24 protein-coding genes, 1 tRNA gene and 1 pseudogene are annotated in these 21,482 nt (G+C 69.8%); 8 read left to right on the top strand and 18 right to left on the bottom strand.

Annotated elements, in window-relative coordinates; translation table 11 throughout:
- Positions 1–62: 62 nt before the first annotated feature.
- Both GGQ59_RS04010 and GGQ59_RS04005 read right to left on the bottom strand, forming a co-directional pair.
- Positions 63–770, bottom strand: coding sequence for a CHRD domain-containing protein (locus tag GGQ59_RS04010; RefSeq protein ID WP_183816017.1), 708 nt, complete (start codon positions 768–770; stop codon positions 63–65).
- Between the two features lie 101 nt (positions 771–871).
- Positions 872–1,327 (bottom strand): YkvA family protein, encoded by a 456-nt coding sequence (locus GGQ59_RS04005; RefSeq protein ID WP_183816015.1) that lies wholly within the window; start codon positions 1,325–1,327, stop codon positions 872–874.
- A 100-nt stretch (positions 1,328–1,427) separates the two neighbouring features.
- Here GGQ59_RS04005 and GGQ59_RS04000 point away from each other — a divergent pair, with 100 nt between their 5' ends.
- Positions 1,428–2,612: an AI-2E family transporter gene (locus GGQ59_RS04000; RefSeq protein ID WP_183816013.1), complete on the top strand. Its 1,185-nt coding sequence runs from the start codon at positions 1,428–1,430 to the stop codon at positions 2,610–2,612.
- On the opposite strand, the gene GGQ59_RS03995 is transcribed toward GGQ59_RS04000, so the two are convergent.
- The 6 genes and pseudogenes from GGQ59_RS03995 to GGQ59_RS03975 all read right to left on the bottom strand — a co-directional run bounded on the left by GGQ59_RS03995 (position 2,601) and on the right by GGQ59_RS03975 (position 5,967).
- Positions 2,601–3,491 carry a hydrogen peroxide-inducible genes activator gene (locus GGQ59_RS03995; RefSeq protein WP_183816011.1) on the bottom strand — a complete coding sequence of 297 codons (891 nt, stop codon included), beginning with the start codon at positions 3,489–3,491 and terminating at the stop codon, positions 2,601–2,603. The genes GGQ59_RS04000 and GGQ59_RS03995 overlap by 12 nt on opposite strands.
- A gap of 438 nt (positions 3,492–3,929) precedes the next feature.
- Complete coding sequence (locus GGQ59_RS15350) at positions 3,930–4,406, bottom strand: magnesium transporter MgtE N-terminal domain-containing protein (protein WP_183816009.1); 477 nt, start codon at positions 4,404–4,406, stop codon at positions 3,930–3,932.
- Positions 4,403–4,957: a hypothetical protein gene (locus tag GGQ59_RS03985; RefSeq protein WP_183816007.1), complete on the bottom strand. Its 555-nt coding sequence runs from the start codon at positions 4,955–4,957 to the stop codon at positions 4,403–4,405. The genes GGQ59_RS15350 and GGQ59_RS03985 overlap by 4 nt, the downstream gene beginning before the upstream one ends.
- 7 nt (positions 4,958–4,964) lie before the next feature.
- Complete coding sequence (locus GGQ59_RS14920; RefSeq protein WP_246408267.1) at positions 4,965–5,327, bottom strand: flagellar basal body-associated FliL family protein; 363 nt, start codon at positions 5,325–5,327, stop codon at positions 4,965–4,967.
- A gap of 230 nt (positions 5,328–5,557) precedes the next feature.
- A pseudogene (locus GGQ59_RS15345) lies at positions 5,558–5,638 on the bottom strand (flagellar basal body protein); the annotation flags it as partial.
- A 23-nt stretch (positions 5,639–5,661) separates the two neighbouring features.
- Positions 5,662–5,967 carry a hypothetical protein gene (locus GGQ59_RS03975; RefSeq protein ID WP_183816005.1) on the bottom strand — a complete coding sequence of 102 codons (306 nt, stop codon included), beginning with the start codon at positions 5,965–5,967 and terminating at the stop codon, positions 5,662–5,664.
- A 190-nt stretch (positions 5,968–6,157) separates the two neighbouring features.
- On the opposite strand from GGQ59_RS03975, the gene GGQ59_RS03970 reads away from it, so the two are divergent.
- On the top strand, positions 6,158–7,267 hold the full coding sequence (locus tag GGQ59_RS03970; protein ID WP_183816003.1) for an S-(hydroxymethyl)glutathione dehydrogenase/class III alcohol dehydrogenase: 1,110 nt from the start codon (positions 6,158–6,160) through the stop codon (positions 7,265–7,267).
- 17 nt (positions 7,268–7,284) lie between these two features.
- Here the strand turns inward: GGQ59_RS03970 and GGQ59_RS03965 are convergent.
- Positions 7,285–7,371, bottom strand: a tRNA-OTHER gene (locus GGQ59_RS03965).
- Between the two features lie 193 nt (positions 7,372–7,564).
- Between GGQ59_RS03965 and fghA the strand changes: the two genes are divergently transcribed.
- Positions 7,565–8,392: an S-formylglutathione hydrolase gene (gene fghA / locus GGQ59_RS03960; protein ID WP_183816001.1), complete on the top strand. Its 828-nt coding sequence runs from the start codon at positions 7,565–7,567 to the stop codon at positions 8,390–8,392.
- A 3-nt stretch (positions 8,393–8,395) separates the two neighbouring features.
- Here fghA and moaA read toward each other — a convergent pair whose 3' ends face one another.
- From moaA to GGQ59_RS14915, 3 genes are all read right to left on the bottom strand, one after another.
- Positions 8,396–9,394 (bottom strand): GTP 3',8-cyclase MoaA, encoded by a 999-nt coding sequence (moaA, locus tag GGQ59_RS03955; protein ID WP_183815999.1) that lies wholly within the window; start codon positions 9,392–9,394, stop codon positions 8,396–8,398.
- Between the two features lie 70 nt (positions 9,395–9,464).
- Positions 9,465–10,604, bottom strand: a complete 1,140-nt coding sequence (gene hisC, locus GGQ59_RS03950) for a histidinol-phosphate transaminase (protein ID WP_183815997.1) — start codon at positions 10,602–10,604, stop codon at positions 9,465–9,467.
- Complete coding sequence (locus GGQ59_RS14915) at positions 10,601–11,275, bottom strand: DUF4328 domain-containing protein (RefSeq protein WP_183815995.1); 675 nt, start codon at positions 11,273–11,275, stop codon at positions 10,601–10,603. The genes hisC and GGQ59_RS14915 overlap by 4 nt, the downstream gene beginning before the upstream one ends.
- A 112-nt stretch (positions 11,276–11,387) precedes the next feature.
- Between GGQ59_RS14915 and metX the strand changes: the two genes are divergently transcribed.
- The gene (gene metX / locus GGQ59_RS03940) at positions 11,388–12,500 is read left to right on the top strand and encodes a homoserine O-acetyltransferase MetX (protein WP_425511349.1); all 1,113 of its coding nucleotides are present in this window, start codon (positions 11,388–11,390) and stop codon (positions 12,498–12,500) included.
- 2 nt (positions 12,501–12,502) lie between these two features.
- Complete coding sequence (metW, locus tag GGQ59_RS03935; RefSeq protein ID WP_221400855.1) at positions 12,503–13,114, top strand: methionine biosynthesis protein MetW; 612 nt, start codon at positions 12,503–12,505, stop codon at positions 13,112–13,114.
- Here metW and GGQ59_RS03930 read toward each other — a convergent pair.
- Positions 13,009–13,851: a methyltransferase domain-containing protein gene (locus GGQ59_RS03930; protein WP_183815991.1), complete on the bottom strand. Its 843-nt coding sequence runs from the start codon at positions 13,849–13,851 to the stop codon at positions 13,009–13,011. The genes metW and GGQ59_RS03930 overlap by 106 nt on opposite strands.
- Before the next feature lie 45 nt (positions 13,852–13,896).
- Between GGQ59_RS03930 and gloB the strand changes: the two genes are divergently transcribed.
- The 3 genes from gloB to GGQ59_RS03915 are packed head-to-tail and all read left to right on the top strand — an operon-like array spanning position 13,897 to position 15,574.
- Complete coding sequence (gene gloB, locus GGQ59_RS03925; protein ID WP_183815989.1) at positions 13,897–14,697, top strand: hydroxyacylglutathione hydrolase; 801 nt, start codon at positions 13,897–13,899, stop codon at positions 14,695–14,697.
- Positions 14,694–15,104 carry a cupin domain-containing protein gene (locus GGQ59_RS03920; protein WP_183815987.1) on the top strand — a complete coding sequence of 137 codons (411 nt, stop codon included), beginning with the start codon at positions 14,694–14,696 and terminating at the stop codon, positions 15,102–15,104. The genes gloB and GGQ59_RS03920 overlap by 4 nt, the downstream gene beginning before the upstream one ends.
- Positions 15,101–15,574, top strand: coding sequence for a DUF3429 domain-containing protein (locus GGQ59_RS03915; protein ID WP_183815985.1), 474 nt, complete (start codon positions 15,101–15,103; stop codon positions 15,572–15,574). Before GGQ59_RS03920 ends, GGQ59_RS03915 begins: the two co-directional genes overlap by 4 nt.
- Positions 15,575–15,598: 24 nt before the next feature.
- Here the strand turns inward: GGQ59_RS03915 and pdeM are convergent, their stop codons facing one another.
- From pdeM to GGQ59_RS03890, 5 genes are all read right to left on the bottom strand, one after another.
- Positions 15,599–16,324 carry a ligase-associated DNA damage response endonuclease PdeM gene (gene pdeM / locus GGQ59_RS03910; RefSeq protein WP_183815983.1) on the bottom strand — a complete coding sequence of 242 codons (726 nt, stop codon included), beginning with the start codon at positions 16,322–16,324 and terminating at the stop codon, positions 15,599–15,601.
- Between the two features lie 72 nt (positions 16,325–16,396).
- A complete protein-coding gene (locus GGQ59_RS03905) occupies positions 16,397–17,479 on the bottom strand; it encodes a 2'-deoxycytidine 5'-triphosphate deaminase (protein ID WP_183816725.1) in 1,083 nt (360 codons plus the stop codon).
- A 48-nt stretch (positions 17,480–17,527) separates the two neighbouring features.
- Positions 17,528–19,351, bottom strand: coding sequence for a hypothetical protein (locus tag GGQ59_RS03900; RefSeq protein WP_183815981.1), 1,824 nt, complete (start codon positions 19,349–19,351; stop codon positions 17,528–17,530).
- Positions 19,348–19,764 carry a GtrA family protein gene (locus GGQ59_RS03895; protein WP_183815979.1) on the bottom strand — a complete coding sequence of 139 codons (417 nt, stop codon included), beginning with the start codon at positions 19,762–19,764 and terminating at the stop codon, positions 19,348–19,350. Before GGQ59_RS03895 ends, GGQ59_RS03900 begins: the two co-directional genes overlap by 4 nt.
- A 4-nt stretch (positions 19,765–19,768) precedes the next feature.
- Positions 19,769–21,277, bottom strand: a complete 1,509-nt coding sequence (locus tag GGQ59_RS03890; RefSeq protein ID WP_183815977.1) for an NAD(P)/FAD-dependent oxidoreductase — start codon at positions 21,275–21,277, stop codon at positions 19,769–19,771.
- Between the last annotated feature and the right edge of the window lie 205 nt (positions 21,278–21,482).

The raw sequence follows: 21,482 nt of genomic DNA, 5'->3' as shown, positions 1-21,482 counted from the left end.
AAAGAAAAAAGCCCCGCCCCCGGGGGGGGCAGGGCTTCCTGATATCCTACCTCGTAGGCGCGTTACGCTTGCTTGCGGCGACGGCGCAGCAAGGCACCGCCTGCGAGCGCTGGTGCGAAGAACAGTGCAGCGCCCGGCAGCGGGACGGGATTGAGGCTGTTCTCGGCGACCACTTGCCCGCGGATCAGACCCATCGGGGCTGCGACCGTGTGCAGGTTGAAGTATAGGCCGATGTCCTCGCCCTCGTTCGCCGCGAGCAGCTCGCCGAGGAAGTCGTTAAGCGTCGCGCCGCCATTACCCTCGCTGAGGTCCCAGGTGCTGCTGACGGTGATCGTGCCGTCACCATCGCCGAAGTCGATCGTCGTGTCCGCGTCGGTGTCCGACGTGCCGAGGCCGAGCGCGGTGTCGAAGAGCGAGAAGACGACCGGGCCGCTCTCGCCGCGGTCCCCGTCGTGAATGTGGAAGCCGGTGACGACTTCGCCGCCCGTGCCCGCGTCCGTTCCTTCGACCACGTCGATCTGACCGCTGTCGACGATGCCGCTGAAGTCGAGGTCGCCCGTGAAGTCGACGCTCATCGACAGGCTGTAGAGGCCGTCCTCGTCCTCGACGACGGCGAGCGAACCCTGACCGAACTGGTTGGTGTAGCCTTCGCTCGGCGTGCCGCTTTGCGCGACCTCGATCGTCGCGCTGAAGATGGTCGCGGCGCTGGCGCCCGCGCCGATCGCGAGGGCGCTGGTCCCTGCGAGTCCGGCGATGAGAATCTTCTTCATGAGGTGGTCTCCCTTCTCGTCGGCGTAATGCCGTGCGGAAATGGGACACACATGAGGCGGCACGGTTCGGTAAAAGACTGAGAAAGGCCGCAATTCAGCGGTCACGCGTTCGCGAGGAACGCTTCCGCCTGCTCTTTGTGCGCGGGCGTGACGTGACCCGAGAGGTACATCCAGATCCCCGCCAACACGCCCGCATCGTCCAGGAGGCCGATGAGGGGCATCGCGTCCGGGATCAGATCGACGGGGTTCAGGAAGTAAAGAAGCGCGAGGGCGAACCCGGCCTTGGCATGGGTCGGCACGCCGGGGTCCCGAAGCGCGTAGTAGGCCGCGAGGAGGCGAACGGCGACCTCCGGGTTGAGCCGCGAGAGCACGCGCACGAACTTCGCCACGAACTCGAGGTCGATCCGGCTGCGGGCCTCGCCGATGTCCTCTTCGGACATGTGGGAGGCGTCCTCCAGCAGGAGCTTCGCCTTCGCGGCGTGCGCGTCCGAAGGAGAGGCGCTCTCCGCCGCCATGCGCTCGGACTCGCCCCCATGCCGCCGCCAGAACCCAGCCATACGCTCTCCTTGTCCTCTTTCCTCCATGTGGCGACCGGTACGCCCCTCGCAAACGAGCGAAAGAAGGGTTACCTCTCCGTCAGACTGAGGAGGACGCCCCTTGCGACAGGACGACAGCGCCGCGCTGCCCCAAACCGCGACGCCGCCCGTGCCCCGCCGCAGCCTTGCCGCCCTCTTCTTCGGGACGGGCCTCGCGATCATGCTCGCCTTCGTCCTGTGGGTCGCGAAGGGCGTGATCGTGCCGGTGGTGGTCGCAGCCTTCGTCAGCTTCCTCATCGTGACGGTGAAGCGCGGCATCGACCGGGTACCGGTGATCGGCCCTCGCCTGCCCGAGCCGATCGAGTTCACTTTGGCCTTCGCCGTCATCGTGCTCGCCCTTTTCGGCCTCGGCCTCGTCATCCGGGACAACATCGAGGAGGTGCTGGCGCAGTGGCCTGCCTATCAGGCCCGCTTCACCGAACTCGCGACGGCGGCGATCACCTGGGCGAACGAGCACGGCCTCGTAAACCAGGACGCGAGCGAAGCCCTGGCGGACGTGCCTCAGCAGCTGATCGAGTTCGGACGCGGCGCCCTCGGCGACGTGGCTGAGGCGGCGGGCGGCATATTGGGCGGGCTCGTGACCATCGGCCTCTACACCGCCTTCATGCTCGTCGAGCGCGGCCGGTTCTTCAAGAAGATCACCCGCATCGCGGGGCCGAGGGACGCGCGCGCCATCGTCTCGGACGTGATCGACGACATCGGCCACCTCGTGCGGCAGTACATCTCGATCAAGACGCTGACGAGCCTGATGGTCGCCGCCGTGTCCTTCGTCATCATGATGGTGCTGGGCGTCGACTTCGCGGCCTTCTGGGCGCTCGTCATCTTCGCCTTCAACTTCATTCCGATCATCGGCTCGATCGTCGCGGTGATCCTTCCTTGCGTGCTCGCCCTCGTTCAGCCCGAGGGCGGGCCCGGCCTCGCCCTTCTCACCCTCGGCCTTCTCACCGCCGCCGAGCAGGCGGTGGGATCGGTGGTCGAGCCGCGGCTCCTCGGCAAGTCGCTGAACCTTTCCCCGCTCGTCATCCTCTTGAGCCTCGCGAGCTGGGGGACGCTTTGGGGCTTCGCCGGCATGCTCCTCTGCGTGCCGATCACGGTCGCGATCATGATCGTCCTGAGCCAGTTCGAATCGACGCGGGCGATCGCGATCCTCCTGTCGGACAACGGCGAGATCGCGCCGCTGAAGCGCGGTCACACGGATCTGGAGGAGCGGGGCATGATGCGCCGGGGAGAGGCGCTAGGCCAGTAGCGCTGCGAGCGCCCTCGCCTCCGCCTCCCGGCCCGAGCCGTGCCGCCAGGCGAGGCCGAGGTCGCGCGACGGGGAGGCCTCTCCGTCGCGCACGGGCACCGCGACGAGGCCAGCCCCCTCGGCGAGCCCCTGTTCCACCGCGAGCCTCGGCAGCAGCGTCGATCCGAGCCCGGAGCGCACCATCTGCGCCAAGGTGAAGAGGCTCGTCGCGCCGAAGGCGTCCGCCGTCTGCCGATCCTGAAGCTTGCAGGCCGAAAGGGCATGATCGCGCAGGCAGTGCCCGTCCTCGAGCAGCAGCAGGTTCTCGCGACCGATCTCGGCGCTGCTGACCGAGGCCTGGCCGGCCAGAGGATGGTCCGGCCGGCAGACGAAGACGAAGGGGTCCTCGGCGAAGATCAGCGTGTCGAGGCCCTCGTCTTCGATCGGCAGGGCGAGCACCGCCATGTCGTGCCGCCCGGACCGCAGGCCCGCGACCAGGGTGTCCGTCAGCTCCTCCCGCAGGAAGAGGCGCAGGTCGGGGTAGGTTTCATCGAGAAGGGGCATGAGCCGGGGCAGAAGGAACGGGCCGATCGTCGGGATGAGGGCGAGGCGCAGCTCCCCGGTCAGCGGCGGCCGGGCCTCGGCGATCCGCACGAGCTCGCCCGTCAGCGCGAGGATCTCCTGGGCCCGGCTCGCGACCTCCTCACCGAGCGACGTCAGCGCGAAGCTCCGCGCGGAGCGGTCGACCAATGGCGCCCCAAGGATCGTTTCGAACTCCTTTACGCCCGCCGAGAGCGTCGACTGCGAAACGAAGCAGTCGTCCGCCGCCCGGCTGAACGAGCGCCGCCGGACGAGGGCGGTGAAGAACTGCATCTGACGGAGGGTGGGAAAGGCGGCCATGCGTCAGATCGAGAGTCGCTGCGTTCCAGGAGACCCTTGAAGCGGTCTTCGAGAGCCGCGTCGAGGCCGCGCCCGCGCCGGGCGGGACCCAGCGCATCCGAACGCCCTCCCCCGACGAGGCGGCCCGGACATCATTCTTCGTCAGGTGTGAAGAAAGTTGGGCAGGGCGCGGAACCCTCGCCCCCCGGCCCGCGTTCTCCAGTCGCTTCGGACGGACGAGCTCTGCCCTTGGAACCGCGCTGCGGTGACACGCTCAAAAGTTCGAAGGGAATGGCCTGCCGCTGCCCTACCCGAAAGGCAGACCATTCCTGAAGAGGAGCGCTGGCCGGGACACTTCCCCCCTGCCCTGAGTCCCCGCCAGCGCTCCCACCTCCTCCCGGTCCGAAGGCCTGAGACGTCGCCGCCGGTGCCGCGTCAGTGACCGCCGGCGAAGCGTCGTCAGCCGCTCATCGCCCTCGCGACGGCCTTGGCCGAATCCGCCGTCATGGCCGCGACGATGGCGCCGGCCGTCTGAGGCGGCATCGCCTCGAGGATCCGCGCTGCGGCGTCGGCGTCCAGGGACGAAAGCACCGCCGCCGCTTTCGCGGGCGGCATCGCACCGTAAAGCGCGGCCTGGCGGCGTCCGGCGTTCTCATGCTCTTCCGCCTGAACCGCCCTAGCCCGCGCAGCGTGCCGCTTCGCCTCGGCCAACGCCATGTCGGCCGCGATCGAGCGGGCTTCGATCGCCTCGGCCCGCTCGTCGAGGTCCGCGGACCAATCGTCCAGGGCCTCGAAGGCGTGCGGCGCCTCCGTAACGGGTTCCAGCGACGATCGCGGTACCGCGTCCAGGCTTACCAGCGCCTCGGCACCCCGGCCCGCCGCCCCGACGCCGAAGAGCACCGTCAGAACCAGGAGGATCGAAGGGCGCCCACTCACGACCCGACGGCCTTAAGGAACGGATTCGCCATCGCGGCGGCACGCTGGCGAACCGGGGCGGCGTCGGCGCCGAGCGTCGTGGGCTCGTTGCGGGCCGGTCTGTCCGACGGCTTCTCGCTCCGAATGGCTCGAACGGCCTTGCAGGCGATCGCGACGCCATGTTCCAGCGCGTCGAGTTCGACCCGAGCCCGCGTCGCCAAGACGGTCAGGGATCGCTCGGCCGCGTCGGCGGCTTGCTTCGCTCGGCGTTCTGCGCTTGCGGCTTGGCCGTCCAGTATTCCGGCGAGGTCGTCGACGCTCTGTTGCTGGACCTTCAACCTCGCGCAGGCGGCGTTGAGCTTTTCGACCTCCTCACTCGCCGTCCTGCCGATGCCTTCGCTCGCGGCCTGAGAGGCCTTCGTCGCTGCCGTCAGCTCACGGATGGCGCGGCCAGCGCCTTCCTCCAGACGGTGAAGCTTCGACAGCTGACGATGCAGGCGTGCGCAGTACAGCACCGCCGAGGCGCTCGCGCCCAGGGCCGCGAGGTCGAGTGTGAGGGTAAGAGGAGTCATGAAAGCCTCAGGTCGTGATGAAGTCGGTGATGAGGATGGTACGCGGTGCGTCTTCGCCGAGCACTTCGCGAGCCCGGTCGTGCAGAACGCCGCGCAAGGCTTCGAGACCGCCGGGCGCAGTCAGGACGTCCGTGTCCATGCTACGCACGGCCGCCGTGAACCCGTCGCGCAGACGCGGCGTCTCCACCTCGACGGCATGGACGCCGTCCGTGTCCGTTTCGATCGCGACGACGAGGCGCAGGCGGGGGGCGCGGCGGCGCGGATCGTTGACAGCGCCGCCGGACGCGGCGTGGCCGGCGGCCCCCTTGCCGTGGCCCACGGCCAGGATCCAGTAGTTCTGAAGCGCGTCCGCAAAGCTGATGCCGTGCACGAACAGCCGGCGACGAGGTTCAGAAGCGTGATGAGGCGGCCCGCCTCGCGCGCGTCGGCGAGCTCGATCATCGCGTCGACGTTCGACATGAGGACCGTGCCGTCCGCGTCGGCCAAAGGGTGCGAAGGGTCGAAGACCCGCTCTCCTTCCTTTTGGCTGAGGCGCACGGGACCCGCCTCGACGCCGCCCTCGAAGGGCCGGAAGGCGACGAGCTTGCGCTTGTAGCCGGGCGTGTCCGCGTTCGAGAGGTTCTCGGAAGAGAGCCGTAGGCGCGTCGTCTGCGCCTCCATGCCGGAGGAGGCGGCGCGCATCGCACCGAGGATCGGATCGACGCTCACCGCGGGCTCCCCGCCGCGAGGCGCATCAGGTCGAGCGTCTTGGTCCAGACGGTGATTGCGGCGTCATGACGGCCAGCGTTCTGCGCCATCCGGACGAGCTGCGAGTCGAGGGAGATCGGGTTCCGGCTCTCCTTCGCCTGCAGGGGCTCGCCGCGCAGCGCATCGCCGAAACGGGCGGCTTCCTTCGCCTTGGCGCCGCGCATGTCGGCCCGCGCGACGTTGTCCGCCGTCACGGCGTGGACGTGCCCTGCGTGCCGCGCCATCGCCGAGGCGAGGCCCAGGAGGGAGGGGTTCGGTAACATCCGGGTCTCCTTGATGAACGGAGCCTTAAGATGTGCAACTCATGGTTGATGGACCGTTAACGCATCACGGATACGTGTACCGTTCGGGACGCCGCCGCCCCATGGCGGGACTGAACGCCGCGGTGGACATGGAGAGGACGAGGCGGGACAGACGGGCGGAACGCTACGCCCGCTTATCAGGAGCCCGCCCATGAAGACCCGCGCCGCAGTCGCCTTCGAAGCCGGAAAGCCGCTGGAGGTCGTAGAACTCGACCTCGAAGGGCCGAAAGCCGGCGAGGTCCTGGTCGAGGTGATGGCGACCGGCATCTGCCACACCGACGCCTACACCCTGTCGGGCAAGGACCCCGAGGGCGCCTTCCCGGCCGTGCTCGGGCACGAAGGCGCGGGCATCGTCCGCGAGGTCGGCCCTGGCGTCACCGACGTCGCGGTCGGCGACCACGTCATTCCGCTCTACACGCCCGAATGCCGGACCTGCGAGTACTGCCTCAACCCCAAGACGAACCTCTGCCAACGCATCCGCACGACGCAAGGCCAGGGCGTCATGCCCGACGGCACCTCGCGCTTCTCCTACAAAGGCGAGAAGATCCTCCATTACATGGGCACCTCGACCTTCTCGAACTTCACGGTCCTGCCCGAGATCTCGCTCGCGAAGATCCGCCCCGACGCGCCCTTCGAGAAGGTCTGCTACGTCGGCTGCGGCGTCACCACGGGCCTCGGCGCGGTCATGTTCACTGCGAAGGCGGAGCCGAACTGCACCGCCGTCGTCTTCGGCCTCGGCGGCATCGGCCTGAACGTCATCCAGGGGCTGAAGCTGATCGGCGCGCGGCAGATCGTCGGCGTCGACCTGAACCCCGGCAAGGTCGAGATGGCGAAGCGCTTCGGCATGACCGACTTCGTGAACCCCAAGGACCACGGCGAGAACCTCGTCGGCCACCTCGTCGAGCTGACCGGCGGCGGCGCGGACTACTCGTTCGAGTGCATCGGCAATGTGAACGTCATGCGCCAGGCGCTCGAGTGCTGCCACAAGGGCTGGGGCACCTCGGTCATCATCGGCGTCGCGCCGGCGGGCGCGGAGATCAGCACCCGCCCCTTCCAGCTCGTCACCGGCCGGAACTGGCGCGGCTCCGCCTTCGGCGGCGCGCGGGGCCGGACGGACGTGCCGGGCATCGTCGACATGTACATGGAAGGCCGCATCGACATCGACAGCCTGATCACCGACGTGATGCCGCTAGAGGACATCAACAAAGGCTTCGACCTCATGCACGAAGGCAAGGGCGTGCGCAGCGTGGTGACCTATTAAGGTCACCCGCACACGGATGGTCGGTGGGTGTGGACTCGAACCACTCCCCGCATACGGGCGCGGCTTTACAGGCCGCTCGCCGGAACCCCCGGCTTTACCCACCGATCGGTACGCGAGGATATGCATGCCTGAGACAGGCAACGCCCCGCGTTCTATGAATGAGGAGAGCGTGCAACGGCACGCATACGGCTACGATCCCCTAGAGGGGATATCGAACGGCGTATGCGAAGTTCCTGATCACGCCACCCCAATCGGCGAACTGTCCGCCAAAGTCAAGACCAAGAAGAAGAGGTCACCATGAAGACCACGAACAGCTGGAAGAGCTTCGGCGGCACCCTCTCCGTGCACGAGCACGATTCGAGCACCTGCCGCTGCCCCATGACCTTCGCGGTCTACACCCCGCCGGGCGAAGGGCCCTTCCCCGTTCTTTGGTACCTCTCGGGGCTCACCTGCAGCTGGGCGAACCCGATGGAGAAGTCGGGGCTTCAGGCGCATGCGGCGAAGTACGGCGTCATGGTCGTAGCCCCCGATACGAGCCCCCGCGGCAAGGGCGTGGCGGACGACGAGGCCTACGACCTCGGCCAGGGGGCGGGCTTCTACCTGACCGCGACGCAAGCGCCGTGGTCTGAGCACTACAAGATGGATGTCTACGTCACGGAGGAGCTGCAAGAGCTCGTCTTCGACCACTTCCCCGGCGACCCCGCGCGTCAGGGCGTCTTCGGCCACTCCATGGGCGGGCACGGCGCGTTGACGCTGCACCTCAAGAACCCCGACACCTACCGCTCCGTCTCGGCCTTCTCTCCGATCGTCGCGCCCTCGCAGGTGCCCTGGGGTCACAAGGCGTTCGGCGCCTATCTCGGCGAGGACCGAGCGAAGTGGGCGCAGTACGACGCGAGCGAACTCGTCCGTGAACGGCCCTCGCAGGCGAAGATCCTGATCGATCAGGGGGTCGCCGACGGGTTCTTGGAAGAGCAGCTGAAGCCAGAACTCTTCGAGGCCGCCTGCGCGGAGGCCGGACAGGATCTCACCGTCCGCCGCCATGAAGGCTACGACCACTCCTACTACTTCATCGCGAGCTTCATGGGCGACCACATCAAGCACCACGCAGAGGCGCTGAGAGGCTGAGCCCTACCCGCCCGTCACGCTCATGTGGCGGGCGACGCTCGGCGCTTCGCCGCGCTTGATCGCGAAGTCGTGCCCCCAAGGCTTCGCGCCCACGGCGTCGACGATGGCCGCCCGGAGGGCCCTGTCGTCCCCGCCCTCGCGCAGGACCGCGCGAAGGTCCGTGTTCCGGCCGCGCCCCAAGCACTGGTAAAGCTGTCCCGTACAGGTCACCCGCACCCGGTTGCAGCCATCGCAGAAATTGTTCGTCAGCGGCGTGATGAGACCCAGGCGTCCACCCGTCTCCTCGACGCGGACGTAGGTCGCGGGCCCGCCCGTGCGGTCGGGCAGCGGCGTCAGCGTCCAGCGATCCGACAACGCTTCGCGCACGTCCGAGAGCGGCAGGAACTGATCCGCCCGGTCCTCGCCGGTCTCGCCCATCGGCATGACCTCGATCAGGGTCACGTCGTGCCCGCGCGCGTGGCCCCACTCGATCAGGGGTACGATCCCCGCCGCCTGCCCCTTGAGCGCGACGGCGTTGAGCTTGACGTGGAGGCCCGCGGCGGCGGCGGCTTCGATCCCTTCGAGCACGACCGACACGTCACCGCCGCGCGTGACCTCCGCGAAGCCCTCCGGGTCGATCGTATCGAGCGAGACGTTCACGCGCCGCACGCCGCAGGCGAAGAGGTCCTCCGCGTGCCTGCCGAGCTGCGTCGCGTTGGTCGTCAGCGTCACCTCGTCGAGCGCGCCCGTCCCGAGGTGTCGCGACAGCCGTTCGAAGAGGCGCATCACGTCGCGGCGGACGAGCGGCTCGCCGCCCGTAATGCGCAGCTTGCGCACGCCGAGACCGACGAACGCCGCCGCGACCCGGTCCAGCTCTTCGAGGCTCAAGACCTCGGGCTTGGGCAGGAAGCGCATCCGCTCGGCCATGCAGTAGCGGCATCGAAGGTCGCACCGGTCCGTCACCGACAGCCGCAGGTAGCGGATCTGACGGCCGAAGGGGTCGGTGAGGGGCGCCTCGGTCATGCCCCAGCCTGCGCCTCGGCCGAGCGAAGGCGCAACCGCTGCTGCTGCACGAAGTGGGTAGCGGCCCGCCTCAAGCCGCGCCCTCGACGAAGCGGGCCACCGCGGCGAGGAAGGCGTCGTTCGCCTCCTCGCTGCCGATCGAGACGCGGACGTAGTCAGGCAGCCACGCGCCGCCCATGGCGCGGATCATGATCCCCTCGCTCTCGAGGTGCTCGAGAAGGCTCGCCGCCTCGGACGCCCGTGCCGCTTCGTCGGCGCCGCGCATCCGCACGAGGAGGAAGTTCGCGAAGCTCGGCGCGGCGGTGAAGCCCATGCCTTCGAGGCGGTCCAGCACCCGCGCCCGCTCGGCCGCGTTGTGCGCTCGGTTCCTGTCAACGAAGCCCTGGTCGCCGAGCGCGGCCTCGGCCGCTGCGAGCGCCAGCGCGTTGACGTTGAAGGGCGGCCTGATGCGGTTGAGGACGTCGATGACGGAGGACGGCCCGAACGCCCAGCCGACGCGCAGCCCGCCAAGCCCGTAGATCTTCGAGAAGGTCCGCATCATGACGACGTTGTCCGCGCCGCTCGCCATGGCCTCGCGCACCATGTCCGCGCCGTCCGTGTAGTCGTCGCCCGCCTCCATGTACTCGGCGTAGGCGCCGTCGAGGACGAGGATGATCTGCGGCGGCAGCTCTTCGCGCAGGCGCCGCACCTCGGCGGAGGGGATCACCGTGCCGGTCGGGTTGTTGGGGTTCGCGAGGAAGACGATCTTGGTGTCCTCGCGCACCGTCCGCAGGATCGCGTCCACATCGGCGTGCAGGTCCGTCTCCTCGGCGAACAGGGGCTCCGCCCCCGCCCCCTGCGCCGCGATCCAGTAGTAGCTGAAGCCGTGGCGGGTCTGGACGATCGAGGTCCCCTCGCCGGCATAGGCGCGCAGGAGGAGCGTGATCACCTCGTCGGAGCCCGACCCGATGATCAGGTTCTCCTCCGGCAGGTCGTAGGTCTTGCCGAGCTTCGCCTTCAGGCTTCGCGCGGCGCCGTCGGGATACATCTCGGCGTGCGGCGCGACGCCGGCCAGCGCGGCGAGCGCGGCCGGCGCGGGGCCGAGGCCGCTCTCGTTCGAGGAGAGCTTGTAGACCTTGCGGCCGGCCGCCGGCGTCGGTGCCTTGCCGGGCTTGTAAGGCGTGATGTCGAGGAGGCCGGGGCGGGGCTCCGGCCGCGAAGGGGTCGTCATGCGTCGTACTCCGGTTCGGGCGCCATCGAGGCGCCTTCTTGCAGGCGGCGCGGGCGCGGCTCGATCCCCGAGTGGCGCTGCCGCTGCGCGAAGAGGCGCAGGAGGACGAGCGCGAGGACCTGACCGAGGACGCCGAGCGCCGATGAGGTTACGGTGAGGATGGTGATGCCGTCCTGCACGTCGAACAGCATCAAGGCGAGGTGCGCGAGCGTGATCCCCCACCAGACGGGCAGAACGGCGGGCGGCGGCACGGCCGCACGCCGCTGCGCCCGCCAGAGCGCCTCGAGGTCGCGTGGCGGCTGGTAGAGGTTCACGCCGGGAATGAAGTAGGCCCAGACGACCTGCGCCGGCGTGCGCGGGAACGCCCGCCCCTCCGCCGCCAGGTTCTTCACCGACCAGTCGAGCCATCGCATCCAGGTGAAGCAGCCGAGCGGGATCGCGACCGCGAAGGTGAAGAAGGAGGCGAGGTAGGCATGGCCGAGCGCGGTCCGTCCGCCTCCCGGCTGCGGCAGGACGAGCCCCGGCGCCAGCACCTCGCAGGCGAAGGTGAAGGCGTGAAGGACGAGCTGCACGAGGAGCGCGCCCATCATCACGGCGTAGAGCGTGCGCAGGCTTCGCGGGAAGCCCGTGGGCCTGCCTCTCGCACTCGCCTCGCGCTTACCCGCGTTCACGTTTCGGCCTCTTCGTTGTCACTCGCGCTCAACTGCCCTATCCGCGCGGCCTTACGAGCGTAAAGGGGCCGCGCCAGTGCACGGGTCGATCGAAGAGGGACGTAGCGGCCTCCTGCCGCCGGGCGAGGGCGAAGTCCTGCGTCTACCCGCGCCCCTGCCCCTCGACTGCGGCCGCACGCTCGAGAGCGTCGATGTCGCCTACGAGACCTACGGCACGTTGAACGAGGACCGCTCGAACGCGGTCCTCCTCTGCCACCCCCTGACCGCGGACCAGTTCGCGGGCCGCGACCACCCCGTCACCGGAAAGCCCGGCTGGTGGAGCTACCTGATCGGTCCCGGCCTGCCCCTCGACACGGACCGTGTCTTCGTCGTCTGCGCCAACGTCCTCGGCGGCTGCATGGGCTCGACGGGACCCGCCAGCCTCGATCCCGAGACCGGGCGCCCTTATGGCCTCGGCTTCCCCGTGGTCACCATCAGCGACATGGTCCGCGCGCAGGCCGCGCTTCTGGACGCGCTCGGCATCGGCCGCCTACTCGCCGTGGTCGGCGGCTCGATGGGCGGAATGCAGGCGCTCGCCTGGGCTGCGGACTTCCCAGAGCGGGTCCGGAACGCGGCCATCCTCGCCTCCGCCGCCCGCCACACGCCGCAGAACATCGCCTTCCACGAGGTCGGCCGCCAGGCGGTGATGGCCGACCCCGCCTGGCGCGGCGGCGACTATGCGGGCGAGGAGCCGCCCAAGGCCGGCCTCGCCGTCGCCCGCATGGCCGCGCACGTCACCTACCTCTCCGAGGCCGCCCTCGAGGAGAAGTTCGGCCGCAGGTTCCAGGACCGCGCGAGCTTGGGCTACGGCTTCGACGCCGACTTCCAGGTCGAAAGCTACCTTCGCCACCAAGGGTCGAGCTTCACCGATCGCTTCGACGCCAACAGCTACCTCTACATCACCCGGGCCATGGACTACTTCGACCTCGGCTCGGGCGAGGCGCTGTCGGAACGCTTCTCGGGCACGAAGACGCGTTTCCTCCTCGCCTCCTTCACCTCGGACTGGCTGTACCCCACCCCTGAGAGCCGGCGCGTCGTCCGGGCTCTGCACGGCGCGGGCGCGGCGGTCTCCTTCGTCGAGCTTCGAAACGACCGTGGCCACGACGCCTTCTTGATCCCCGACCCCGCCTTCGAGGCGGTGCTCGAAGGCTTTCTCGGCACCGCCATGCGCGAGGCGGGAGTCTGACCGTGCCGACCACGACCTCCCGCTACGACGTGATCGCGAGCCTCGTGCCGCACGGCGCGCGCGTCCTCGACGTCGGCTGCGGCGACGGCACGCTGCTGCGACGCCTCGCCGAGGAGCGCGGCGCGCAGGGCTACGGGCTCGAGATCGACGCCGGCGCGGTTTCCGCCGCCGTCGCCCAGGGCCTCTCGGTCGTTCAGGGCGACGCCGACACCGACCTTCAGGACTACCCCGACGGCGCCTTCGACGCGGTGATCCTCTCGAACTCCGTCCAGGCGCTCCGCGACCCGATCTTCGCCCTTCGCCAAGCCGTGCGCGTCGGCAAGCGCGCCGTCGTGGCCTTCCCGAACTTCGGCCATTGGCGCATCAGAGGTCAACTCCTCCTATCGGGCCGGATGCCGCGCAGCCGCGCGCTCCCTGCGAGTTGGTACGAGACGCAGAACATCCACCTCTGCACGGTCTTGGACTTCCTCGACCTCTGCCGGGACGGCGCCTTCGTGCCCGAGGCGGCCTACGGCCTGTCGGACCGCCGCGCCCGGCGCTTCGATCCGTCCTCGCCGAAGCTCTCCAACCTGCGCGCGCAGGAGGCCGTCTTCGCGCTGTCCGCGGGCACGTAGCGCGCGGCGGGACCCAAGACCCCCGGCGCGAAGACGCCGCGCAGGACCTCGGCCTTCGAGCCCTTGATCGGCACGGCCATGGACTTGCGCGCCTCGATCAGGTTCACGCCCGCCAGGTTCGGCAGGAAGAAGGGCGGCCCGAGCGCGCCGATCGCCGAGCCGACACGCTCCCAAGAGCCTGCGACCCGTAAGAGCGCCTCGTGGTTCACCGGCGGGAAGTGCAGCGCCGTCGCGTAGGCCGTCGGCGCGAACATCGCGCCCTGCAGCAGCATGTCGAGCTGGCGGCGCGAGTAGGGCCGCCCGACGCTGAAGGGCGTCGTCTCGACGAGTGCCCAGAGACCGCGCCTGTTGGCGCAGACGACGATCATCAGCCCGTCATCGGCCAGCACCCGCCACGCCTCGCGCAGCATCCTTCGCGGCCCCGAGACGTCTTCGAGCCCGTGCACGATCAGGAGGCGGTCGACGCTCGCGTCGGGCAGCGGCCAGAGGAAGTCCGAGACCACCGCCATCGGCACGCCTTCGTCCCGGCGCACGCCCGCGCCCTCGGGCACGAGGGCGACCAGACGCTCGGCTTCGGTGAAGGCGCCCATGAAGGGGCTGACATAGCCGAAGCCCGCGACGCGCTGCCCCTGCGCGGTGCCCCACGCCTCGGCGAGCTTCGTCGTCACGTGGTGGGCCGCGAGGCTTCCCAGCGCGCCGTCGTAGAAGCTCGTCAGCTCAGAGGTCGTGGTCCGCACGTCCGCTTCCTTGCCCGTCTTCGGGTCCGACCTAGAACATAGGGCATGCCGAGCCCGACCTCACGCCGCTTTTCGCATGGCGCCCTCACCGTTCATCAGATCCCGTGTCTGAAAGACAACTACGCCTTTCTCCTTCGCGACGAGGAGACGGGCGACGTCGCGGTCGTCGACACGCCCGAGGCGGGGCCGATCCTCGCGCTCGCGGACGATCTCGGCTGGCGCATCGGCACGATCCTGAACACCCACTGGCATGCCGACCACACGGGCGGGAACGAGGAGATCAAGGCCGCTCACGGCGCGCGCATCGTCGGTCCCGCCGCCGAGGGCGACCGTATTCCCGGCCGCGACGAGGCGGTATCGGAGGGCAACGAGGTCCGGGTCGGAAACCTGAGGGCAGCCGTCATCGCGACCCCCGGCCACACCCGCGGCCACATAACCTATCACTTCGAAAGCGTGGGTGTCCTTTTTCCCGGCGACACGCTCTTCTCGCTCGGCTGCGGTCGCCTCTTCGAGGGGACGCCCGAAGAGATGTGGTCCTCGCTGTCCAAGATCCGCGCCCTGCCGGACGAGACCGTCGCCTACCCGGCGCACGAGTACACGGTCTCGAACGCGAAGTTCGCGCTTGGCATCGACCCGGGCAACGCGGCCCTCCGCGACCGCGCTGCGGAGGCCGAGCGCCAACGCGCTGCGGGCGAGCCGACCCTGCCCGTCCGCCTCGGTGCCGAGAAGGCGCAGAACCCGTTCCTGCGCGCTGACGACCCCGGTCTCGCGGTGGCCGTCGGCCTCGAAGGCTCGCCGCCCGCGCAGGTCTTCGCAGAGGCCCGCCGCCGGAAGGACCAGGCGTGACCCCGGCCGAGGTCGCAGAGCGCCACCGGTTGACCGAGCACCCCTATGAGGGCTGGTTCCGCCAGACCGACCACGCCGAGGGCCGCTTCCGCTCCTTCCTCTACCTTTTGCCGGCGGGCGTCTTCGCGCCCTGGCACCGCGTGCCCGCGGACGTGCTCTGGAGCTACGAGGACGGTGGCCCCCTCGCCGTCAGCACCTCGCCCGACGGGATGCAGGTGGGCGCGGCGAAGCTCGGTCCCGGCGCGGGCTTCGCGCGCAGTTCCTGGGTCCGTCAGGGCGCCTACCAGACGCTCGAGCCCGTCGGCGAGTGGACGCTCCTGCGCGGCACGCTCGTCCCCGACGTGACGATGGCGGACCGCGAGGTGACGCCGGACGCCTGGTATCCCGGCGGCGGAGCCTGGGCATGACGCCCGAAGGCCAGGTCCGCCGGGACGCCCAGGCCTTGGGCTATGCCGGCCTCCTCCCCTTCGCGGCCGGCGCGCTTGCGCCTTGGGTCTTCCCCGCCTTCGCGAACGCGTTCCTCGGCTGGCTCCTCGCCTACGGCGCGGTCATCCTCTCCTTCATGGGCGGGGCCAGGTGGGCGCTCGCCATGACGAGCCCAGAGGCGCGGCAGGGGCGCCTCTTCTCGGGCCTCCTCGCCGCCGTCGCCCCCGCCCTCCTCGCCTGGGCGATGCTGGTCCCGGAAGCGATCCTGCCGATCCCCCTTGCCTTCCGCCTGATCGTCTTGGGCGTCGGCTTCGCCCTTCTCCTCCTCGATGACAGGGCAGGTGCGCGCGCCGGCGAGGGTCCAGCCTGGTGGGCGCCGCTCAGGACGAGGCTGACGATCGGGGTGGAAGCCGCCTTGGCGGTGGCGGCGCTGAGGGCGTTGACGGCCTGAGGTCGGCGACTGGCAAGCCTGTCGTCAGACGCCCCACGCAGCGCGGCGACCATCCGCGCGGAGCGAAGTGGTCGGCACCTGGTAGACCCGGCTGTCGCCGAGGAGGAACGTCGCAAACCCCCTCGGGAAGTGCGGCGCGAAGGCGGGGTCGAGGACGTTGAGCCCGCCCGTATAGGCGCCGAAGGCGGGTAGGATCAGCCGCTCGCCATCGGTGACGAAGCAGGGCCGGCGCACGCCCCGCCCGCCCTTCTGCGCGACCGCGCAGGGGTGAAGGTGGCCCGCGACCTGCCAGTCGTCCGTCGCGCCCGGCTCGTGCACGAAGGCGAGGCCGCAGAGCTCGGCCGCGTTCAGCGCCGTCCCGCCGAAGCGCTTTGGCGGCAGGGGGTCGTGATTGCCGAGGACCCAGACCCAGTCGGCGGCGGCGCAGAGGGCGTCGAGCCTGCGTGCGTCGGCCTCGTCCATCCGCGCCTCTGCGTCCTTGTCGTGGAAGGCGTCGCCGAGCGACAGCACGGTCTTCGGACGGCAGAGCCGTACCAGGCGTTCGAGCGCGTCGAGCGTCGCGCGGGTATCGTAGGGGGGAAGCGGGATGCCCTTCGCGGCGTAGTGGCTTCCCTTCTCGAAGTGGAGGTCCGAGACCACGAGGAGGCGTGCCTCGGGCAGCCACATGGCGCCCGAGCAGTCGAAGACGACGGACTGCCCGTGGAGGCGAAGAGTCTCGGAGAGGCAGTTCGAGGTCACGAGGCGCAGCATGCGCCGTCTATAACCCCGCGCAACTCCGGCGTGAATCCGCAAAACGCGTCATCTTGGGACAGATCGCTGCGCTCAGCCTCGCGCGAAGTGCTTCGACAGCCGCAGGCCCTGACCTTGATAGTTCGAGCCCAGCCCCGCGCCGTAGACGGTCTCGGGGGCGCCGGTCAGCCGTTCGTAGAGGAGGCGCGCCGCTACTTGCCCGTGCTCAAGCACGAAGGGCGCATCGTAGCCTCTGACCTCGAGGACGGCGCGGCTCGGCGCGCCGGTGCCGAAGCCGGGGTCGAAGAAGCCGGCATAGTGCGCACGGAAGGCGCCGAGCTCGGTGTCGATCGCGACCATCTCGGCGGCGAGGTCCGGCGGCACGCAGAGGGTCTCGCGGCTCGCCAGGATGTAGAACTCGTCGGGGTCGAGGACGATGAAGCCCTCGGCGGGCGCCGCGATCGGCTCCCAGAAGTCGGCGGGATCGAGCGCGCCCGTCCGGTCGACGTCGATGAGGCCGGCGTGGCGCCGCGCGCGGTAGCCGACGGTCTCAGCCTCGCGCCCGGCAAGGTTCACGGAGAGGCGCAAGCCGCCGCCGATGGCGCCGTTCTCGGACAGCGCGCGGCCCTCATGGACGCGGCGGAGCTCGGCGTCGCTGAGGAACGCGTCGCCGCGGCGCAGACGGAGCTGGTTCAGGGTCGAGCCCTCTCGGACGAGGACCGAGAAGGTCCGTGGACTGACCTCGGCGTAGAGCGGTCCTTCGTAGCCGTCGGGCACGCGCTCATAGGCGGTGCCGTTGTCCGTCACCAGGCGCACGAAGACGTCGATGCGCCCGGTCGAAGACTTGGGGTTCGCGCCTGCCGAGACGCCTTCGGGAAGCGAAAGCGCCTCGCGAAGCTCGATCAGGTACACGCAGCCCTTCTCGAGCACCGCGCCGCGGGACAGGTCGAGCTCGTGAAGCGCGAGGCCGGAGAGCCGGTCCGCCACGGTTCGCTCTGCGCCCGGCAGGAACGCCGCCCGCACCCGCCACGCCCTGCGGCCGAGCGTGAGGTCGAGGCTCGCGGGCTGAAGCTGGCGCGGGCCGAAGCCCGACGGCAGGCGCAGCACGCCTCCATCGGCGGCGGCGCGCAGATCCTCGGCCGTGAAGACGCCGGTAGAGGAAGGCTTTTCGGGAATCGTTCTCGTCCTCGCAACGCCGGGGGGTCCTACCCTCCCCGGCAAGCCTCAGGGAAGGGGCGGGGCGCCATCGAGGCGCCACGCACGGAAGACGGCCTCCTCGGCGCCGAGGTCGACCGGCACGAGCCAGTCCGGCGCCTCGTCGCGAAGCAGCAGAGCCGCAAGGCCGTCCGGCGCGTCCTTGGCGTAGACGGCGATCTCGGCCGCGGCGGGACAGATGACGACGAGGTCCAGCCCTTCGCGGCGCATGACGGCGGAAGCGGCCTCGTCGCCCTCCCTGAAGGCGTCGATCACCTTGCGCATGTCCGCGTCGCCGCGGTGATACGGCCCGGCGAGGAAGCGGTGGGGCGTCTCGCGCAGGAGAAGCGGGACCGCATCGATGGGGGCGAGGACGCCTCGACCCGGCCCGCCCGAAAGACGCGCAGGGACCGCGCCGCGCGTGCAATCGTCGTCCGACGCGGCAGCGAGCCCGGCCGCCCCCTCGGCGCGGGGCGTCCCCTCGGACCAGTCGAGCTTCCACAGCGCGCCGACCCCGCCGCTCAACGTCAGAGGACAGAGGACCACGATCGTGAGCACGGTACCGAAGACCCGCGGCAGAAGCGCTTCTCGTCGCCGTGCCCAGCGCCACCAGATCGGCAGGAGGGCGACGAGGCCCGGCAGCAGGTAAAGCTCCGCGACGCCCGAGGCGCGGCGGAAGGCGAGCGCGACGAGCACCGCGACGACCGAGGCGCAAAAGAGGCGCAGCCAACGGTCGCGTGCTTCGCCCGAGGCGTGCAAGGCAACGAAGGCCGTCGCGGACAGACCGAGCAGAGCCAGAACCACGAAGGACGCGGCCCAGCCGCCCGGCTGCGCGGTGATCGGCAGCCCCTCGAGGATCGAGGCGTACCAGACCTCCTGAACGACAGGGTCCATGGCGGAGAAAGGGTTCGCGAGGCAGGTCGGGGCGATCGCGGCGAAGGCCACTCCGGCCCCGCCGGCGCCCAGCGCCAGGAGACCCGCTCGCGCCCAGGCGCGACGCAGGAAGGGAAGCGGCGCCACGACGAGGCCCGCCACCGCGAAGGCGGCGAGGTGGCCCGCGCCGAGCGCGTCGCACCAGTCCCACGACCACGCCGCCCGAGGCCGCAGCGCGGCGAAGAGGAGAAGGCTGAGCACCGCCAACGATCCGAGGTAGACCGCGGCGCGCGCCGCCTCGTCTCGGGAGCGCAGCGATGCGACGCCGGTGATGAGGGCGAAGCCGGCGAGGTAGGGCAGCGCTTCGGTCGAGATCTGAGCCCAGACAGCGCCGGCACCCCCGATCAGGAGGCCGCCCCGCCACGGCACGCGGACGAGGAGGCCTAGAAGGCAGGCGGCGGCTGCGACCGCCTGCCAGGCATGGTGATCTATCCGTCCCGGCGCGAACTGAAAGGCAAGGTCCGGCAACAGCGCCGCAGCAGCGAGGCCGACCGGGACGAGCGCGCCTCGAACCATGCTTCTCAGCACCCACCCCATCGTGCCGAGGAGGGCGAGCAGCGCGAGAAGCGGCACGATGACGACCGCCATACGTTCTGCCGAACTCGGTCCGACGACCGGGGCCAGGACCGCGATGACTCCCGCGATCGGCAGATCGACGAGCCGCGACCAATGCATGGGCAGGCCCTGCGCACCGCCGAGCCGGTACTGCGTCACGTCCTGGAAGCCCTGACCGGAAAGGAGGTCGCGGACCTGAACGAGGCGGGTGTGATCGTCCGGTCCCAGCGTCATGCCGCTCGCGATCACGTCGGCCTTGGCGACGCAAAGGACGAGGGCGGCGGCGAACCAGACGAAGAGCAGCGGGGCCGGGCGCGGAAGCGGAGGCCGCGCCGCCCGAACGCTCGGCATCGCCGCCGCCGTCACGCCGTCCCCGCTTGGTCGAAGACGAGTTGGCGGCGGACGAACCAGACCGCCTGGAAGCTCGCGATCACCGCGAGCAGCTTCGCGGCGGCGGGGGGCGCGCCGAAGGACGAGGACGTCGCCGTCACGAACGCCGTCACGCCGAGGCCGATCGCGGCCGAACCGGCGAAGAGCGCCTTCTGGACCCTGCGGCGCGGCGACCCCTGCTCACCGACCTCCGCCGCGAAGACCAGCCGGGAAGACAAGACCCAGTGGACGACGACGCCGAGGGCGTAGCCGAGAGCCGCAGCGCCCGTGACCGGCAGGCCGGAGGCGACCATCGCGGCGAAGCTTCCCACGTCGCAGACAAGCGCCGCGGCGCTGACCGCGGCGTAGCGCACGAAAGGCGCGGAGTAGATGTCGCCGAGGACGCTCACGGGGTCAGGCCGCCTTCACCCGCCTCGGCACCATGCGTTCCGAGCGCAGGGCCTGTACGGCACCGTCCGCCCCCGCCTCGTGGTACTCCGCGTCCTCGTTGACGCCCCAGACGTCGTAGACGCGTTCGCCGGCCTCGATGTTCCGGACCGTGAGCATCGCCGTCATCATGGCATGGTCCTGGTTGTTGTACTTGTGCATGCCGTTCCGGCCGACGAGGTGCAGGCCCGGATAGCGCGCCTCGAGTTCGGTCCGCATCGCCTCGACGTTCGACGTGTACGCGTCGTCGTAGACCGGATAGGCCTTGTCCTGACGGACGACGACACCGCCCGTGATCGCCTCGTCGGCGCAGAGGCCGAGCTTGACGAGCTCGCGCTTGGCCAGCGCGACGAGGTCCTCGTCCGCCGCGCTCCAGAGGCCGTCGCCCTCGAAGCAGAAGTACTCGAGCCCGACGCAGGCCATGTCGTCCGCGGGGATGAGGTCGGGCGACCAGGACCGGAAGTTCTGAATGCGGCCGACCTTTACGGACGGATCGTGGATGTAGATCCAGTTGTCGGGGAAGAGGTCCTCCGACCGGACCATCAGCGCCACGGTCAGGAAGTCCCGGTATTTGAGGCCGGACGCCTGCGGCAGGGTTCTTGGCAGGGGGTGAAGTCGGCTCGCGAGCTCGCGCATCGGTACGGACGAGATGACGTGCTGCGCGTCGATCCGTGCAGGTTCGCCCGCCGCGGTCGTCGTGACGACCCATCGGCCGTCCCGCGGACGTTCGGATAGCCGAGCGAGGCTGTGTCCCATCAGGACCTCACCGCCGTGTTCGACCACCTTGTCGCGCGCCGCCTCCCACATCATGCCGGGGCCGAGGCGCGGGTAGCGGAAGCTCTCCAGCAGCGTCTTCGCCGCCATGCCGTCGTTCGGCGCGTGGTGGAGGTTCAAGGACCGTTTGACGCCATCGATCACGGCGGCGCCGAGCGAAAGCCCCTTGATCCGCTGGGCGGCCCAATCGGCACTGATCTCGTCGCAGCCCATGCCCCAGACCTTCTCCGTGTAGGTCTTGAAGAAGGTGGAGAAGAGCTTCCGCCCGAAGTTGTTGACGACCCAGTCCTCGAAGCTTCTGACCTCGGGCTTGGGAAACAGCTTCCAGCGCAGGTAGCTCAGCATGCAGGCCGCGGAGCGGAGGACGCCCAAGTTGCGCAGCGCCTCGAAGGCGCGCAGCGGATAGGCGTAGAACTTGCCGTCGTAGTAGATGCGGCTCATGCGCGGGCGCTCGATGAAGCCGGCCGGCAGGATCTCGTTCCAGAGATCGACGACCTCCTTCGACTTCGAGAAGAAGCGGTGACCCCCGATGTCGAAGCGGTAGCCCTCGTGCTCGACCGTACGGCTGATGCCGCCCACATAGGCCTCGTCACGCTCGATCACGCAGACCGAGTAGCCTGCCTTCGTCAAAAGATAGGCCGCCGTCAGCCCCGCCGGTCCCGCGCCGAGGATGGCCACGTCGACTCGCCTGCTGATCGCCATGCCCCTCAGTCCCTCGCCTCGCGCCGAACCAGACAAGCAGAGTGAGACTAACAAACATTATCCCTCTTCTTGCGCGTGCTCCCGTTTGACCGGTGCGGTCCGATCGCCTACCCCGCGCGCGGCGCCGGGTTTGGGCCGGCCGGCTTGCGGCGGCGCCTCTTCGGACCTCAACCTCCGAAGCGTTCACCGCTAAAAGGCCGGGACG

Origin of the sequence: Parvularcula dongshanensis (genome assembly GCF_014199615.1) — a bacterium.
Classification (GTDB): domain Bacteria; phylum Pseudomonadota; class Alphaproteobacteria; order Caulobacterales; family Parvularculaceae; genus Parvularcula; species Parvularcula dongshanensis.
This window is presented reverse-complemented; position numbering and strand designations above follow the sequence as displayed.